Below are 17,483 nucleotides of genomic sequence, written 5' to 3'. Positions count from 1 at the left end.
ATCAAGACCAGCGCTCGCAAAAGGCTTCTATGTCGCTTGACTGAAAATCGACAAGCCGCTCCATGATGGTTTCGAACGGCCAATCCCACCAGGCAATGGACGTAAGTCTCTCTGCGATACTTCGCGAAAACCGCTCTCGAATGAATTTGGCGGGAATACCGCCGACGACAGTATATGGTTGGACATCTTTCGTGATGACCGCACCCGCTGCAAGCACGGCGCCGTCTCCAACCTTTACGCCCGGCAAAACGATCACGCCATGACCAATCCAGACATCGTTGCCGATGACGGCGCGGTCTTCCTTTCGCCGATCGAAAAAGGCGTGGTCCCGCACGGCGCCCGCCGCGTAATATTCCGGACAATAGGTGAAGCGATGCATGGACGGCCGGTCCATCGGGTGATTGGGAGCGCCAATTCTGACCTCCGCCGCAATGGCACAAAACTTTCCAATCGTTGCGTCACCGACAATGCAGCGCGGCCCCAAGTAGGAAAAATCCCCCAGTTCGGCCGTGTGCAGAGATGTGTCGGCTAAAATCTCGCAGCATCTGCCTATGCTCGAATCCCTTACGTTCGCCGTCGAGTGAATAACGGTTTCTCCGATTTTTGGGCGATTGGGCTGTGCGGTTGAGTGCATTGACGTTCTCCGGATTCTGGCCTGCCTAACCGGGGACGATGAAGGCTATATGACGCAAGACCGTCGAAAACCGAGGCAAGACGTCGGTGGCAGATGACGAGTTCAGGCGCGCGTCAGCGCTATAATCGCTGACCTTGCTGCTATGTCTGCTTCGGGCAAGTGGTCGCCGGCATCTGCCTCGGACGTCGCCATGGGAGAGATCACCCGTTACCGGCTAGCAAGCGCTTGGCGGCTGCCCTCGCCTCTTCGGTTACCGAAGCACCCGCGAGCATGCGGGCGATTTCCTCGGTACGATCCTTCGGTTCCATGGTGGCAACGCGTGTGGAAATCTTTTCCGAGCCGTCCGCGACCGGTCCCTTGGAGATCAGGAGATGCGTTGCAGCGCGAGCCGCGACCTGCGGGGCGTGGGTGACCGACAGCACCTGTACGCGATCGGAAAGGCGCTTCAGCCGCTGGCCGATGGCATCGGCCACCGCGCCGCCGACGCCGGTGTCGATTTCGTCGAAGACGAGGGTCGGCGCCGAGCCGCGATCGGCGAGCGCCACCTTCAGCGCCAGCAGGAAGCGTGACAGTTCGCCGCCTGAGGCAACCTTGGTGATCGGTCCTGGCCGCGTACCAGGGTTCGTCTGCACGTGAAATTCGACGACGTCGATGCCATCGGCCGTCCCGGCCTCTGGGTCGCTTGATATCTCCACCATGAAACGCGCGCGCTCAAGCTTAAGGGCCGGCAATTCGGCCATGACGGCTGAGGCAAGAGCCTCGCCGGCATGGCGACGTTTCTCTGACAGACTGCGCGCGGCAACATCGTAATCCGTCTTGGCGGCGGAAAGCTCGGCGGTAAGACGCGCCAGCCGCTCTTCGCCGGCATCGAGATCAGCGAGATCCGAAATCATGCGTGCGGCCAGGGCCGGCAGTTCCGTCACCGGCACGGAATATTTACGCGAGGCGCCCCGCAACGCGAAGAGACGCTCTTCGACCCGCTCCAGTTCGCGAGGATCATATTCCGTCTTGCGGAGTGCTGTCTCCACTTCCATCTGTGCGTTGGACAGCTGGTCGAGAGCGGCATCGAGCAGCGCCACGGTATCTTCGAGCAAACCCGGCGCTTCGTGGCTCTTGCGCTCCAATCGGCGCACCAGCGATGCGATATGCGGCACGGGCGATGCGTTCCCATTGAGGAATTCGGAAGCCTCGGCGATATCGCCGGCAATGCGCTCGGCCTTCATCATCCGCGAGCGCTTCTCAGCCAGTTCATCCTCCTCGCCATCCTGCGGCGAGAGCTTCTCCAGCTCCTCGACGGAGGCGCGGAGATAGTCCGCTTCACGCGCAGCCTTCTCGACCTGCTCGCGATGCTTCTTCAAGGTGCGATCGGTATCGCGCCAGATTTTGTGCAGCTTGGCGACCTCCTGTGCCTCTTCGGCAAGGCCGGCAAAGGCGTCCAGCAAGGTGCGGTGCGCGTCGGTATCGACAAGGGCGCGGTCATCATGCTGACCGTGAATTTCGACGAGGAGCTGGCCGATCTGACGCATGAGCTGCACACTGAGCGCCTGGTCGTTGACAAAGGCCTTGGTGCGGCCATCGGCGGATTGGACACGACGGAAAATCAGATCGCCATCATCGTCGATGCCATTTTCGCGCAGGAGCTTGCGCGCCGGATGCTGTGTACCGACATCGAAAACCGCAGTCACCTGGCCGCGATCCTCGCCATGGCGCACGAGCCCGCCATCGCCGCGCCCGCCAAGGGCCAGCGACAGACTGTCAAGCAGGATGGATTTGCCCGCACCCGTCTCGCCGGTCAACACCGAAAGTCCGGACTCGAAGGCAAGATCCAGCCGCTCGATCAAAACGATATCGCGGATCGAAAGCTGGATCAGCATATGCGCTCAATCTCACGTCCCAAGAAGAAGTTTCTTGCCCGCTCTGGAAATCCAGGAGCCCGAATTTTCGCTCGGCTCCACGCCGCCCTTCTGCAGCAGCTGATAGGAATCCTTATACCAGCGGCTGTCCGGATAGTTGTGGCCGAGAACGGCAGCTGCCGTTTGCGCTTCGGGTACGATACCCATTGCATAATAAGCTTCGACGAGTCGCGCCAGGGCTTCTTCGATCTGGTTCGTCGTCGGATACTGCTCCACCACCACGCGGAAGCGGGAGATGGCAGCCAGATAATCCTTGCGCTCCAGATAATAGCGGCCGACCTGCATTTCCTTGCCTGCAAGCTGATCCTTGGCAAAGCGGATCTTTTCCTGAGCGTCGCTGACATATTGCGACTTCGGATAGGTGTTGACGAGCTTGGTCATCGCCTCGATCGTCTGCTGCGCCGCACGCTGGTCCTGCGTCACGTCGACGATCTGCTTGGCATAGGACGAACCGACCAGATACTGCACATAGTCGGCATCTTCCGAGCCCGGATATTGCTTGAGATAGGTATTGCCGGTCTGTACCGCCTCATCATAGCGACCTGTGCGGTATTTCACGAAGGTGCTCATCACCAATGCCTTGCGCGCCCATTCGGAGAAAGGTTGCTGCTGGTTGATGGCATCGAACTTCTTGCCGGCCTCGGTCATGTTGCCGGCCTTGATGTTGGCAAGGCCCTGATTGTAGAGCATCTCCGGCGGATCGGTCTCGACACCGAGCTTGGTGATGTCGATATCCTTTTTCGTATTACATCCCGTCACCACCGCACCGGTACCGGCCAGAAGGAGCGATACGAGCAAAGCCCGTGCTGTGATATTCATGCGTTCAGACCTTGCAAAACCCATCGGATGACTGTCCCATAGCCGTCGTTGCGGAGACGGCGTTCTCTCTCGCTGGCGTTTCTAGCCGCAAAAACACCATCAGGGCAACGCATTGATGGTGCATTAACGCATTTTTGTGGCAAAGACCGCATATCCGCAGCCTTTAATCACTGTTTTGACAGCGATTTCTCATACCGTCCCTTCCGCATACCGCCACATCGCGAGCGAAGGCAGACCCGATGAGTCGCCGCCAAAAAAAGAGCCGCCCTTCATCAGAGCGGCAGCTTTGTCTCATTTCGATCCCGAAAAAATCACGCCGACCAGGGAGCGAATTCAGGAGCGTTGACTGCGATGAACTCGCGACCATGACCGCGCTGACGCGGTGCAGAGGTTTCGACGACCTCGTAAGCCGAAGCGTCGCTGAGCAATGCCTTCAGAGCATTCGCATTCATGCGATGGCCGCCGCGATAGGAGCGATAGCAACCAATGAACTGAGCGCCGGCCAGAGCCAGATCGCCAACGGCATCGAGCGTCTTGTGGCGGACGAACTCGTCCTTGGGATAACGCAGGCCTTCGACATTGATGACGGTGTTATCGTCCGAAATGACGACCGAATTTTCCAGCGACGAACCCAGCGCATGGCCCGAAGCCCAGAGAGGTTCGACATCGCGCATGAAGCCGAAGGTACGGGCACGCGACAGTTCAGTCTTGAAGGTCTCAGCGGTCAGATCGCCTTCCCACTTCTGGCGGCCGATCAGCGGGCATTCGAAGTCGATCTCGACTTCGAAGCGCGTGCCGTCATAGGGCCGGAACTCACACCAGGAACCGCCGGCCTCGATCCGCACCGGCTTGATCACGCGGATGTAGCGACGCTTGACACCGAGCGAGACGACACCCGCCTGTTCGATCGCCTCGATGAAGGGATAGGAGCTGCCGTCCATGATCGGCATTTCCGCACCGGACACCTCGACGACGACGTTATCGAGGCCGATCGCATAGATCGCAGCCATGACGTGCTCGACCGTCGCAACGGAGCGCGCCGGAGAAAAACCGAGAACCGTGCAGAGATCCGTATTGCCGACCTGCGAGGAAACGGCGCGCAGTTCGGTCACATCGCCATTGTCATGCAGGCGCTGGAAAACGACACCGCTGCCGGCTTCGGCGGGGTAGAAGGTGATCGACACGTTGGCACCGGAATGAACGCCAATACCGGAAAGTGTCACAGGGTTTGCAATGGTGGTCTGAAAACCAAGCAATCCAATTGCCATGTAATTCTGCCTTCGTCTGTCTGATCCAGGCCGGGCGGTCATCTTCGGACGCTTACCCTTTATTGCCGGTTCAGTCTGTTAACTATGCCACGCACCTCACATACATTCGTCACCGAATGTGATTCAGCGGGCTTGCTTGATATCTACATACGCGCCAGGGCATCGCATTCCAAATCACTGTTTCTTTCGTTTTGTTACGAAAGCAGCCAATTGAATTCGTTGGATAATTTTAAATAAGACAATCGTTATAAAATAAGAAAATCCGGAGCCTTTCGGCCCCGGATTTCTCCAATATGGTTAGCAACCTATTAAAGGGCTGCCTGTTGCGGGTCAGTTCGACTGGCGGCGCAGGAAGGCCGGAATCTCGAGCTGATCGTCCTCATGGCTTGCCATGCGCGCCTGCGGAACCGGTCGGCCCTGATCGTCGAGATTGCCACGGCGTGGAGCATAGAGGCTCGCTTCCTGCGACGGCGTACGACGCTGCTGCGGAGCGGCATTGTTCGTCGAAGCCATCATGTCGTCGAAGGCCGGATCTTCTTCGCGGCGGCCGAGCGAATTGGTGATTCGCTTCAGCAGCCCCATCGGGCCGCGCTCTTCGGTCGCCTGGGCAGCGGCCGGCTGGGCGCGATGTTCCATTTCAGCCTTAACGACCGGCGGGAAATCCTCGACCTTCGGCATGCGGACCTGCTCGGGAGCCTGACGGATGACCGGCTGCTGATGCATGACCGGTGCCTGCGGCTGTGGCTGAACCGGGGCCTGACGAACCGGCTGAGGTTCCGGAGCGGCTGCGAAGATGCGGCTCTGCGGACGGAAGTTATCTTCCGGCGCTGCGGCCTGTTGCATGACCGGCTGTTGCGGCGCCTGAGCCTGCCGGCTCATCTGGAATTCCAGCTCACGCTCGAGATCGGCTTCTGCCGCACGAATGGTCTGAGCGACCGGATCCACGGTACGAGGAGCCGGAGCGGCAGCCTGTGCGGTTTGGGCCTGCGAGACGTGGGCAGGCTGAACTGCGGCCGCTGCCGGAGCGGCGGCCGCGGAAGGACGCATAGCAGGCTTTGCGGCCGGGCGGAATTCCATGCCCCGGTCGGAAGCCTCGTTCATCGCGCGATCGATGCCCGTTGCGACGACAGAAACGCGGATGATGCCCTCAAGCGATTCGTCGAAGGTGGCGCCCAGGATGATGTTGGCGTCAGGATCGACTTCTTCGCGGATGCGGGTTGCAGCTTCGTCGACTTCGAACAGGGTCAGGTCACGGCCGCCGGTGATCGAGATCAGCAGGCCTTGTGCGCCCTTCATCGAGGTTTCGTCGAGCAGCGGGTTGGCAATGGCGGCTTCAGCGGCCTGCATTGCACGACCCTGGCCGGAAGCCTCGCCGGTACCCATCATGGCGCGGCCCATTTCGCGCATGACCGAACGGACGTCGGCAAAGTCGAGGTTGATGAGACCTTCCTTCACCATCAGGTCGGTGATGCAGGCAACGCCCGAATAGAGAACCTGGTCGGCCATCGAGAACGCGTCGGCGAAAGTCGTCTTGTCGTTGGCGATGCGGAACAGATTCTGGTTCGGAATGACGATCAGCGTGTCGACCGACTTCTGCAGTTCCTGGATACCCTGCTCGGCAAGACGCATGCGGCGACCACCTTCGAAGTGGAACGGCTTGGTCACAACACCGACAGTCAGGATGCCCTTGTTGCGAGCCGCCTGCGCGACGACAGGAGCGGCACCCGTACCCGTACCGCCGCCCATGCCGGCGGTGACGAAGCACATGTGCGTACCGTTCAGGTGATCGATGATTTCATCGATGCACTCTTCGGCAGCTGCACGGCCGACTTCCGGCTGCGAGCCGGCGCCGAGACCTTCCGTGACATTGACGCCGAGCTGGATGATCCGCTCTGCCTTCGTCATGGTCAGCGCCTGAGCATCCGTGTTGGCGACGACGAAATCGACGCCCTGCAAGCCTGCCGTGATCATGTTGTTGACGGCATTGCCGCCACCGCCACCGACACCGAAGACGGTGATTCGCGGCTTAAGCTCGGTGATATCTGGCTTATGCAGCTTGATAGTCATTGTACCCGTTCCTTCTCTTTATGGCCGCATCGCCACGCCGGCCAATTCACTCGATTTCACTTGCCTGACGCTTGCCCCGGAATGAACTCCGGGATCAGGCACTCAAAAACTCTCTTTCAGCCATTGGCCGACGCGGCCGATCCGGCTGTTGTTACCTCCAAACGACGAGAGCAGACCGCTGCTCGGCGCATGTGTTTCCATGTCTGCGACCTGCGGATAGATCATCAGACCGACCGCGGTCGAAAAAGCCGGCCCCTTGGCTGCCGTCGGCAAACCAGACACGCCCATCGGACGACCGATGCGGACATTGCGGGCAAGAACACGGCGTGCCACATCGGGCAAACCGGTCAGCTGGCTCGCGCCACCCGTCAGGACGACGCGCTTGCCGACGATCGGGCTGAAGCCCGAACGCTGGATGCGATCGCGAATGAGCTCGAGGGTTTCCTCGATGCGAGCCTTGACGATGCGCGACACCAGCGCCTTCGGCACTTGTGTCGGCTGATCACGCTCGTCTTCGCCGATCGGCGGGATGGAAATCAGTTCACGCTCTTCCGAAGAATTCGCGAGCGCCGAAGCATGAACGACCTTCAGGCGCTCCGCATCCTCGATGCGGGTGGAAAGGCCACGGGCAAGATCGGTGGTGACATGGTGGCCGCCAAGGCTGACGGCATCGGTGTGCACCAGCTTGCCCTCGGCAAAGACCGAAATCGTCGTCGTGCCACCACCCATGTCGATCGCAGCGCAGCCAAGCTCGACCTCATCGTCGACCAGAGCCGCAAGACCGCTGGCATAAGGTGTTGCCACCATGCCTTCGACCGAGAGATGCGCACGGTTGATACAGAGCTCCAGATTGCGAAGTGCCGCACGCTCGGCCGTTACCACATGCATATCGACACCAAGCGCGTCGCCGAACATCGCCAGCGGATCGCGGATACCGCGCTCGCCGTCCAGGGAGTAACCGGTCGCCAGCGAATGCAGGACGGCACGCTCCTGGCGGACCGACTGCTGGCAGGCCGCGGCCAGAACCTTCTTGAGATCGTTGGCTTCGACTTCCTGACCGCCGAGATCGATGGTCGCGGTGTAGATATCGCTGCCGAGACGGCCAGCCGAAACATTGACGATCAGGCTGTCGACCGTGAGGCCCGCCATGCGCTCGGCGGCATCGACCGCAAGCCGGACGACACCTTCCAAGGCGTCGAGATCGGCGATCACACCGGTCTTGATGCCGCGTGAACGCTGATGGCCGATACCGATGATCTCGATATTGTGCGTGCGGTTCGGGAGAACCTGGCTCTCCTCGCGCGGCGTCAGCCGGCCGATCATGCAAACGACCTTCGTCGAGCCGATGTCGAGGACCGACACGATATGCGACCGCTTCGAAGAGAGCGGCTTCAACCGAGGCAGGCCGAAATGGGACGAACCAAATAAGCTCATGTATCCTGACCTGCTTTCTTCAAAGCCTTGTTTCTTGCATCGACTGCGGCCTGGCGACGAACTGCGGCATCCGGGGTTAACTCAATGGCGGTACGATCATCGATACGAAGGTCGACGGCAGCGATATCGCGCTGCAAAAGATTTTGATCCTTGTCGAGCTTGGTCAGCCGCGCGAGTGCGTCATCAATATTGTCTTCCGGCAATTTGATGATCACGCCGTTGTCCAGATAGAGATCCCAGCGGCGACCGGCGACACGCACAAAAGCCTTCACGTGACCGCGAATTTCGGGCCACTTCGCAAATTGGTCGTCAATGGAGGCAGCCGCGGTTTCAGCATCACGGCCGACGAAGAGCGGCAGCTTTGCAAACTTGTTGTCACGCAGCGGCGCAATCACGCTGCCATCCTTCTCGATTAGCGAAAGCTCCGAACCGTGCTGCCAAATGGCATAGGCCTTGCGCTCCTTGAGCTTCACTTCGACGGCCTTTGGATAGACCTTGCGAACCTCGACATCCTGAACCCAGGGCAGGTTGGCGATCTTCTGGCGGGCCGCATCGGCATTTAGGGCAACGAGCGAAGTCGTACCATCAAGACCGAGCAGCTGCAGGATTTCAATTTCGGAGGTCTCGTCATTGCCGGAGACTTTTACATCCTCGATCGCAAAGCCGGCAGCAGAGGTGGTTGCCTCCGCGACCGCCTGGGTGTGGCCGCCAACGGACATGCCATAAAGGCCAGTCGCCGCAAGTAGAACGAGGGTCGAGACCGTACCCGTGTGAGCCGGAATATTGATGCGACCCGAACCGAGACTGACCAGGAAGCGAACGGCACGGCGCAGCGGACGCGGCAGGACGAATGCGTCCTCGACGTCGTCGATGGCGAGCGGGACGCGATGACGGGACCGCCTCATATTTTTGACCGTCAGCGCAAACAAGACGCGTCCTCCACCATCCACCGGAGAAATTCACCAAAAGAGTAGCCGGCATGAGCGGCCATTTCAGGCACCAGGGAGGTAGGAGTCATGCCGGGCTGGGTGTTGATCTCCAACCAGACAAGTTCGCCCTCTTCGAAAAAGCGATCGTCAAAACGGAAGTCAGATCGACTAACACCGCGGCAGCCGATAGCTTCATGCGCCCTTAACGATAATGTTTGTATCTTTTGGTAAAGATTCGGTGAAATTTCCGCCGGCAAGACATGTTTTGAGCCACCCTTGGCGTACTTGGCGTCATAATCATAGAAGCTGTGGCCGAGCGGCACGATCTCCGTAACACCCAGAACCTTGCCATCCATCACACCGCAGGTCAGCTCACGTCCGTGGATATAGCGCTCGACCAGAACCTCGTCGCCATAGCGCCATTCGGCCGAAGTAACGATCTGCGGCGGATGCGCCTGATCTTCCTTGACGATCACGACACCGAAGCTAGATCCCTCGCGCACCGGCTTGACGACATAGGGCGGCTTCATCGGGTGCTCGCCGACAATGGCGAAACGATCCATGACGATTGAACTCGCAACCGGAATGCCCGCAGCAGCAGCAACCGTCTTCGCACGCGATTTATCCATCGCAAGAGCCGAGGCAAGCACGCCGGAATGCGTATAGGGAATCTGCAGATATTCCAGAATGCCCTGAATGGTACCGTCTTCACCGAAAGGGCCATGCAATGCATTGAAGACCACGTCGGGCTTCAACTCGGCCAAGCGACTGGCGACGTCATGATCGACATCCACACGGGTAACCTGGAAGCCTTCCGCCTCAAGGGCATCGGCACATGCCTTTCCCGAGGACAGGCTGACAGGCCTCTCCGAGGAAAATCCGCCCAAAAGGACAGCCACATGCTTGCCACCCATCAATACCCCCGACTCCACGGTCCCTACTTTGCGTTTGCAGGGCCTCGCCTAACCGCGATTCTCGCCCCGCTTTCAATAGGTCGATTAGAACGACATTAAGGTTAATGAAGCGTTTACTTTCGTTAACTTTCCACCGCCCTAGCGATGGCCGAATGGTTCGAATCAAACCGACTTAAAGAATTCTGCCATTGGAATCATGGAGTTGCTACTTTTGAAATCGCTACATTTAGATTTTTTTAAACAATAAGCCTCGCATCGACGGACCGATGCGAGGCTCCAGGCTTTAAAATAAGGCCGAAATCACTCGCTGTCGTCGACCAGTTTCCAGACCAATCCGCCCAACGCTCCGCCGATGATGGGCGCCACCCAGAACAGCCAAAGCTGCTGAAGAGCCCAACCGCCGACGAATAAGGCCTGCCCCGTCGAGCGGGCCGGGTTGACCGACGTGTTGGTGATCGGAATCGAGATCAGATGGATCAGCGTCAGCGCTAGGCCGATGGCGATGGGCGCAAAGCCGGCCGGCACCTTGCTGCTCGTTGACCCGAGAATCACGACGAGGAAAAACAAAGTCAGCACGATCTCGGCCACCAATGCCGAAACCAGTGAATAGCCACCCGGCGAATGTTCGCCATAACCATTCGCCGCAAAGCCGCCGAGCTGGAAATCAGCCTTGCCGCTTGCGATCAGATAGAGCACGGCCGCGGCGACAACGGCGCCGATGACCTGCGCGACAATATAGGGGATGAGCTGCGTACCGGGAAAGCGGCCAGCCACCGTCAGGCCGACCGAAACGGCCGGATTGAAGTGCCCTCCTGATATACCGCCGACGGCAAAAGCCATGGTCAGCACAGTCAGACCGAATGCAAGAGCAACGCCTAGAAAACCAATACCGAGGCTCGGAAAGGCTGCTGCGAAGATCGCACTGCCGCAGCCGCCGAAAACGAGCCAAAACGTCCCAAGAAACTCAGCGATGAGTTTTTTCTGCATGAAACCCTTCTCCTCAGCCCGCAATCCAAGCGAGAATCGGCCATTGGCGAAAAGATTCCGGTAAGGACTCGCCGGAGCACGCCTCTCCAACAACAAACGCCGCCTGATTGCCCACGAATCAACATTACGGCAAAATAGTAGCACGCAACCGCTGATTTCTTGCGCAGTTAGCGTTTGCGTTGAACAAAAATTACGCTAAGGACAATTTTTATCCGCTAAGCGTACCTTAGCATCCTCTGAATTGGTGGGAACATGACTGACGCGATATCTCCTTTATCGCCGACCCCCTCGTCATCGAACAATGCTGTTGCGAATTCCCCGGCACGTGTTCTGATCGCGAGCCTTATCGGCACAACGATCGAATTTTTCGATTTCTATGTTTATGCAACGGCGGCGGTTATCGTCTTCCCGAAGCTGTTCTTCCCGGCAAGCGATCCGACTTCGGCAACGCTGCAATCCTTCGCGACCTTCTCCATCGCCTTCTTCGCGCGCCCGATCGGCGCGATGATCTTCGGCCATTTCGGCGACCGGATCGGCCGCAAGGCGACGCTTGTCGCGGCTCTGATGACCATGGGCCTCTCGACCGTCGTGATCGGCATGCTGCCGACCTATGAGTCGATCGGCGTTCTCGCACCGATTCTGCTGGCGCTCTGCCGCCTCGGCCAGGGCCTTGGACTCGGCGGCGAATGGGGCGGCGCTGTCTTGCTTGCGACGGAAAATGCGCCGGAAGGCAAACGCAGCTGGTACGCCATGTTCCCGCAGCTCGGCGCACCCATCGGCTTCATCCTTTCGGCAGGTCTCTTCCTCATCCTGCGCGAAACCATGGCAGATACGGATTTCCTCAACTATGGCTGGCGCGTTCCCTTCCTGATCAGCATCGTGCTGGTCGCTGTCGGTCTTTATGTCCGCCTGAAGATCACCGAAACCCCGGAATTCCAGCGCGCCATCGAGAAGGAAGAGCGCGTTTCTGTTCCGATCGCAGTCATCTTCCGCTCGCACTTCCGCAGCCTGATTCTCGGCACCATCATCGCGGTGGCGACCTTCGTGCTGTTCTATCTGATGACGGCATTCACCCTGAGCTGGGGCACCCGCCCCCCGGGCAACGGGCCGCTTCCGGCCGGTCTCGGCTACTCACAGGGCCAGTTCCTCGTCGTTCAGCTCGTCGGCGTCGTCTTCTTCGGTCTGATGATCCCGGTCTCCGGTCTCCTGTCCGACCGCTATTCCCGCCGCCTCGTCCTCATCCTGACGACGATCGGCATCCTCGTCTTCGGCCTGTTCTACTCGTCGCTGCTGACGGCCGGCCTTGCCGGCGCCTTCGCCTGCTCGATCATCGGTCTTGCCCTGATGGGCTTTACCTATGGCCCGATCGGCGCCGCTCTGGCGGCGCCCTTCCCGACCACCGTGCGCTATACCGGTGCGTCCATGACGTTCAATCTCGGCGGCATCGTCGGCGCATCCTTGGCACCCTACATTGCCACATCGCTCGCGACCAATTACGGCCTTGTCTACGTCGGCTACTACCTCGCCGGCGCCGCAGTGCTCTCGCTGATCGGCATCCTGCTCTCGGGCAATGACGAAGTCTGAGAAAACAGGCATAACCAATTGAAAAGGCCGGGTGAAAACCCGGCCTTTTTCTTGAATCATTTTATGAAGACGGCACCGATTGCAATCGGGATCTACTCGGTCGTCACGCCCTGGAACGGGCGGACTTCCCGGCCCGGCATGAAGTGGCCGAGGCGCTTGATTTCCCACTCCAGCTTGATGCCGGATTTTTCGAAAACCTCGCGACGCACCTGCTCGCCGAGATATTCCAGATCGTAGCCCGTCGCCTGCTCCATGTTGATCATGAAGTTGCAATGCAGCGACGACATCTGGGCGCCACCGATAACCAGACCACGGCAACCCGCCTCGTCGATCAGCTTCCAGGCAGAGAAACCATCCGGATTCTTGAAGGTTGAACCACCGGTCTTCTCGCGTACCGGCTGCACCGTTTCACGATGAGCGCGCACTGCATCCATCTCGGTGCGAATCTTGGCACGATCCTCCGGATAACCTTCGAAAAGGACATGCGTGAAGATCAGATCTTCAGATGCATCGGAATGGCGGTAGCTGTACCCCATCTCGGCATTGGTCAGCACGTGCTTGTCGCCCTTGCGGTCGACTGCATGCACCTCGATGACGCGCTCACGGGTTTCGGCGCCATTGGCGCCCGCATTCATCCGCGCGGCACCACCGATGCTCCCCGGAATACCATAATAGAAATGGAAACCGCCGATGCCGTTATCCATTGCCATGGCCGCGACATGCTTGTCCGGGCAAATCGCACCGGCCAGGATGCGGTTCTCGCCGGCAAGCTCGACCGAACCGAAGCCCTTGGCCGAAAGCCTGAGGACAACGCCCGGAATGCCGCCATCGCGCACCAATATGTTCGAGCCCACGCCGACGACCGTCAGCGGCACATCTTCCGGCAAGATTTTCAGGAACGTGATGAGATCGTCCGTGTCATGGGGCTGAAACATCAGTTCCGCCAGCCCGCCGGCCCGGAACCACGTCACACGATCCATCGGAGCGTCCGGCGTGAGCCGTCCCCTGATGTCCTTTACACCGTCGCCGAGCGACGCCAGAAGCTTTTCCCCATCTACTTGTTTCATGCGGACTTACCCGAGAGGCCTTCCAATTCCTTTGGCAATGATGCTGCCCAATACGTGATGCTACCAGCCCCCAACAGAACCACAAAATCCCCTGGTTGCGCAATCTCTGCAACCATGGCGGCAAGATCTTCCTGTGATGGCAGATAGCGTGCGTCGCGATGACCGCTAGCTTTGATGCGCGAAACCAGCGTTTGCGAATCCACGCCCTCGATCGGCTCTTCGCCGGCGGCATAGACCGGCGCCAGGAAGATGCTGTCGGCATCATTGAAGCAGGCCGCAAATTCCTCGAAGAGGCTCGACAGGCGCGTATAGCGGTGCGGCTGGTGGACGGCGATGATGCGGCCCTTGCAGGCTTCGCGCGCGGCCTTCAGCACAGCTTTGATTTCGACGGGGTGGTGGCCGTAATCGTCGAAGACCTTGACCCCGTTCCATTCGCCGGTCAGCGTGAAGCGGCGCTTGACACCGCCGAAGGATGCAAGCCCCTTGGCGATCGCCTCACTGGAAATCCCCAGCCGGTTGGCAACAGCAACTGCAGCCGTCGCATTGGAAATATTGTGGCGGCCGGGCATAGGCATGACGAGATCCTTGATCTGGATCACCTTGCCGGTACGGCGCCTGCGAATTTCGATATCGAACAGCGAACGTGTGCCGTCGATCCGCACATTCGAAAAACGCACGTCTGCCTGCGGGTTCTCGCCATAGGTGATGACCTTGCGATCCTCGATGCGTCCGACAAGCGACTGCACTTCCGGATGGTCGATGCACATGACGCCGAAACCATAGAACGGTACGTTCTCGACGAATTGCCGGAAAGCGGCGCGGACGGCATCGAAATTGCCGTAGTGGTCGAGGTGTTCGGGATCGATATTTGTGACGACGGCGACATCCGCCGGCAGCTTCAGGAAGGTGCCATCCGATTCATCGGCCTCGACCACCATCCACTCGCCCTCACCCATGCGCGCATTGGTGCCATAGGCGTTGATGATGCCGCCGTTGATGACCGTGGGATCAAGGCCGCCGGCTTCGAGCAGCGTCGCGACGAGCGATGTCGTCGTCGTCTTGCCATGCGTGCCACCGATGGCGATGGCGTTGCGGAAACGCATCAACTCGGCCAGCATTTCGGCACGGCGCACGACCGGCAGCAGCTTTTCACGCGCGGCGACGAGCTCGGGATTGCTCTTCTTGATGGCGGTGGAGACAACGACGACTTCTGCATCGCCGAGGTTCTCAGCCTTGTGACCGATATGGACCGGGATGCCCTTGTCGCGCAGCCGCTGCACGTTGGCGTTTTCCGATTGATCGGAACCTTGCACGCGATGGCCAAGGTTATGCAGAACCTCGGCAATGCCGCTCATTCCGATGCCACCAATACCGATAAAATGCACAAGGCCGATTGCCTTCGGCAGCTTCATGCGCCTGCCCCCTTGAATTGCTGAATTGAACGTCCCGCGGCAATAGCCTCAACCATGTCGGCAAGCAAGTTTGCCGCATCCGGCTTGCCCGCCTGCTTGGCTGATGCAGCCATCTTTGCGAGCTTTTCCGGCATGGTCATGGCGCCGCGCAGGATGGTGGAAAGTTTCTCCGGCGTCAGTTCGGACTGCACGATGACCTTGACGCCACCGGTTGCCGCGAGTGCAGCCGCATTGGCTGCCTGGTCGTGATCGAGCGCATGCGGATAAGGAACCAGGATCGCCGGGCGCCCGATGACGGCAAGCTCCGAAACCGTGGAGGCACCGGAGCGGCAGAGAACCAGATGCGCAGCACCGATGCGCTCCGCCATGTCGTTGAAGAACGGTGCGACATCGGCGCCCATGTCAAGCTTTCTCGTGCAGCTGTTGACCGTCTCCATATCCTCAGGGCGCACCTGCTGCGTGATCCGCAGCCGCTTGCGCAGCGGCTCCTCAAGCAGGCTGATCGCTGTCGGCACGGCCTTCGAGAAATATTGCGCGCCCTGGCTGCCACCGAACACGACGAGGTTAAACGGATCTTCCGGACCAGATGGCACATACGGACGCTTGGCCGCCTCGATGACGGCCGGACGCACGGGATTGCCCGTGGTCACCGTCTTCTCGGCAAATGCGCCGTTTTCCGTGAGGAAGCCGCCGGCAATCGCACGCACGCGCGTCGCCAGCATCTTGTTGGCGCGGCCCATGACGGCATTCTGTTCATGCAGCATGGACGGTACGCCCATACGCGTCGCCGCGAGAAGCGGCGGAACCGTCGGATAGCCGCCGAAGCCGACGACACAGACGGGCTTGATGCGCTGGATCAGCTTGCGCGCTGCGCGCATGCCGGTCCACAGCGTCCAGAGGGCTTGCGCGACCTTCACCGGGTTCTTCGAACCGATCGTTGCCGAGGGTACGACATGGATTTCGTCGGCCGGGAATTTGCCGGCATAGCGTTCGGCACGGCTGTCGGTGACGAGGTGCACGGAATAGCCGCGCTCCTTCAGCTTATAAGCCAGTGCTTCGGCCGGAAATACGTGACCGCCGGTACCACCGGCGGCAAGAAGGACAATGCCTTTACTCATGATTTTCGCTCCCGCGAATACCCCACTACTCGGGGCATCTCCCTAATATAGGAAGCCGCTCCGACCGCGTCATCGGCGCGGGCCAAGCCCTCCTCATAGACCGGCGCTTCGGGAAAAGCGACCGGAGAATGAGGAGCAGGCGAGAGATATGAGGAGCATATGGCCGATAGTTCCAAGACGCTCACTCCGCCGGCAAACCGTGCGTCACGCGGAACATGGTCCGATCCTGCGCGCGCTTTTCCGGCCTGTGACGCGTGAGTGCCAGAATGAAGCCAGCCGTCACACAGATCGCGGTCATCGACGAACCGCCATAGGAAATCAGCGGCAGCGTCATGCCCTTGGCCGGAAGCAGCTGCAGGTTCACGCCGATGTTGATGATCGACTGGATGCCGATCTGCAGCACCAGGCCGGCGACGGCAAAACGATTGAAGTCGTTCTTCTCCTTGTAGGCATGCGAGAGGCCGCGCAGCACGAGGAAGCCGAAGATCAGCACGAGCACCATGCAGAAGATGGCGCCGAACTCTTCGGCCGCCACCGAGAAGATGAAGTCGGTATGGGCGTCCGGGATGATGCGCTTGACGATGCCCTCGCCAGGACCGACGCCGAACCAGTTGCCATGGACGATCGCTTCCTTGGCGGTGTCGACCTGGAACGTGTCACCCTCGCCCGTCAGGAACTTGTTGACGCGCTGCGCCACGTGATCGAAGACATAATAAGCGGTGACGAAACCGCCCGCGCCGAGGCCGCCAAGCACGATGATCCACAGCCAGGGCATGCCGGCCATGAAGAACATGCCACCCCAGACGGCAGTCGTCAGGATCGTCTGCCCAAGGTCAGGCTGGGCGACGAGCAAAGCGACGACGATGCCGAAAAGAATGATGGCGAAGAGATTGCCGGGAATCTCCGGCTGGCGCGCATGTTCGGAAAACAGCCAGGCGCAGACGACGACGAAAGCCGGCTTCATGAATTCCGAAGGCTGGATCGACAAGGCGGCGATATTGACCCAGCGCCGCGAGCCCTTGACTTCGATGCCGAAGAAAAGCGCGAAAAGCATCATCGCCAGCGACACGATCAGCAGGATGACCGCCGTTCGTCGCACCTGCCTGGGCGTCATGAAGGAAATGCCGATCATCGCCGCTATCGCCGGGACGAGGAACAAGGCGTGGCGCTTGACGAAGTGGAACGGCTCAAGCCCGATACGCTCCGCCACAGCCGGGGAAGCAGCGAAGGACAGCATGAAGCCGATGCCGATCAAGAGGATGAAAAGGGCGAGAAACACGCGGTCGATGGTCCAGAACCACTCGGCCAAGGCCCCACGTTCAACGCGGCTTACCATA

14 protein-coding genes are annotated in these 17,483 nt (G+C 59.7%); 1 reads left to right on the top strand and 13 read right to left on the bottom strand.

Annotation, left to right across the window (positions count from 1 at the left end):
* Position 1: 1 nt before the first annotated feature.
* The 9 genes from PH562_RS03085 to aqpZ form a co-directional block, all read right to left on the bottom strand.
* Positions 2 to 634 (bottom strand): DapH/DapD/GlmU-related protein, encoded by a 633-nt coding sequence (locus PH562_RS03085; RefSeq protein ID WP_285171371.1) that lies wholly within the window; start codon positions 632 to 634, stop codon positions 2 to 4.
* 200 nt (positions 635 to 834) lie between these two features.
* Positions 835 to 2,508, bottom strand: coding sequence for a DNA repair protein RecN (gene recN, locus PH562_RS03080; protein ID WP_285171370.1), 1,674 nt, complete (start codon positions 2,506 to 2,508; stop codon positions 835 to 837).
* Between the two features lie 12 nt (positions 2,509 to 2,520).
* Positions 2,521 to 3,390, bottom strand: coding sequence for an outer membrane protein assembly factor BamD (locus PH562_RS03075; RefSeq protein ID WP_208409191.1), 870 nt, complete (start codon positions 3,388 to 3,390; stop codon positions 2,521 to 2,523).
* Between the two features lie 287 nt (positions 3,391 to 3,677).
* Positions 3,678 to 4,634, bottom strand: coding sequence for a UDP-3-O-acyl-N-acetylglucosamine deacetylase (gene lpxC / locus PH562_RS03070; protein ID WP_285171369.1), 957 nt, complete (start codon positions 4,632 to 4,634; stop codon positions 3,678 to 3,680).
* A 330-nt stretch (positions 4,635 to 4,964) separates the two neighbouring features.
* Entirely contained in the window at positions 4,965 to 6,701 is a 1,737-nt protein-coding gene (ftsZ, locus tag PH562_RS03065) for a cell division protein FtsZ (RefSeq protein WP_167077942.1), read from the bottom strand.
* Between the two features lie 102 nt (positions 6,702 to 6,803).
* Complete coding sequence (gene ftsA / locus PH562_RS03060) at positions 6,804 to 8,135, bottom strand: cell division protein FtsA (protein WP_075850914.1); 1,332 nt, start codon at positions 8,133 to 8,135, stop codon at positions 6,804 to 6,806.
* Positions 8,132 to 9,064, bottom strand: coding sequence for a cell division protein FtsQ/DivIB (locus tag PH562_RS03055; RefSeq protein WP_167077940.1), 933 nt, complete (start codon positions 9,062 to 9,064; stop codon positions 8,132 to 8,134). Before PH562_RS03055 ends, ftsA begins: the two co-directional genes overlap by 4 nt.
* Complete coding sequence (locus tag PH562_RS03050; protein ID WP_285171368.1) at positions 9,052 to 9,978, bottom strand: D-alanine--D-alanine ligase; 927 nt, start codon at positions 9,976 to 9,978, stop codon at positions 9,052 to 9,054. Before PH562_RS03050 ends, PH562_RS03055 begins: the two co-directional genes overlap by 13 nt.
* A 300-nt stretch (positions 9,979 to 10,278) precedes the next feature.
* Positions 10,279 to 10,965, bottom strand: a complete 687-nt coding sequence (gene aqpZ / locus PH562_RS03045; RefSeq protein ID WP_113230511.1) for an aquaporin Z — start codon at positions 10,963 to 10,965, stop codon at positions 10,279 to 10,281.
* 252 nt (positions 10,966 to 11,217) lie between these two features.
* Here aqpZ and PH562_RS03040 point away from each other — a divergent pair, with 252 nt between their 5' ends.
* Positions 11,218 to 12,549, top strand: a complete 1,332-nt coding sequence (locus tag PH562_RS03040; RefSeq protein WP_113230510.1) for an MFS transporter — start codon at positions 11,218 to 11,220, stop codon at positions 12,547 to 12,549.
* A gap of 92 nt (positions 12,550 to 12,641) precedes the next feature.
* Here PH562_RS03040 and murB read toward each other — a convergent pair whose 3' ends face one another.
* The 4 genes from murB to ftsW form a co-directional block, all read right to left on the bottom strand.
* Positions 12,642 to 13,616 (bottom strand): UDP-N-acetylmuramate dehydrogenase, encoded by a 975-nt coding sequence (gene murB, locus PH562_RS03035; protein WP_285171366.1) that lies wholly within the window; start codon positions 13,614 to 13,616, stop codon positions 12,642 to 12,644.
* The gene (gene murC / locus PH562_RS03030) at positions 13,613 to 15,028 is read right to left on the bottom strand and encodes a UDP-N-acetylmuramate--L-alanine ligase (protein WP_285171365.1); all 1,416 of its coding nucleotides are present in this window, start codon (positions 15,026 to 15,028) and stop codon (positions 13,613 to 13,615) included. Before murC ends, murB begins: the two co-directional genes overlap by 4 nt.
* A complete protein-coding gene (murG, locus tag PH562_RS03025) occupies positions 15,025 to 16,146 on the bottom strand; it encodes an undecaprenyldiphospho-muramoylpentapeptide beta-N-acetylglucosaminyltransferase (RefSeq protein ID WP_285171364.1) in 1,122 nt (373 codons plus the stop codon). Before murG ends, murC begins: the two co-directional genes overlap by 4 nt.
* 181 nt (positions 16,147 to 16,327) lie before the next feature.
* Positions 16,328 to 17,482, bottom strand: a complete 1,155-nt coding sequence (gene ftsW, locus PH562_RS03020; protein ID WP_285171363.1) for a putative lipid II flippase FtsW — start codon at positions 17,480 to 17,482, stop codon at positions 16,328 to 16,330.
* Position 17,483 lies beyond the last annotated feature (1 nt).

It is taken from the genome of Rhizobium centroccidentale, from assembly GCF_030182565.1.
In the GTDB taxonomy this organism is placed as follows: Bacteria; Pseudomonadota; Alphaproteobacteria; order Rhizobiales; family Rhizobiaceae; genus Rhizobium.
This window is presented reverse-complemented; position numbering and strand designations above follow the sequence as displayed.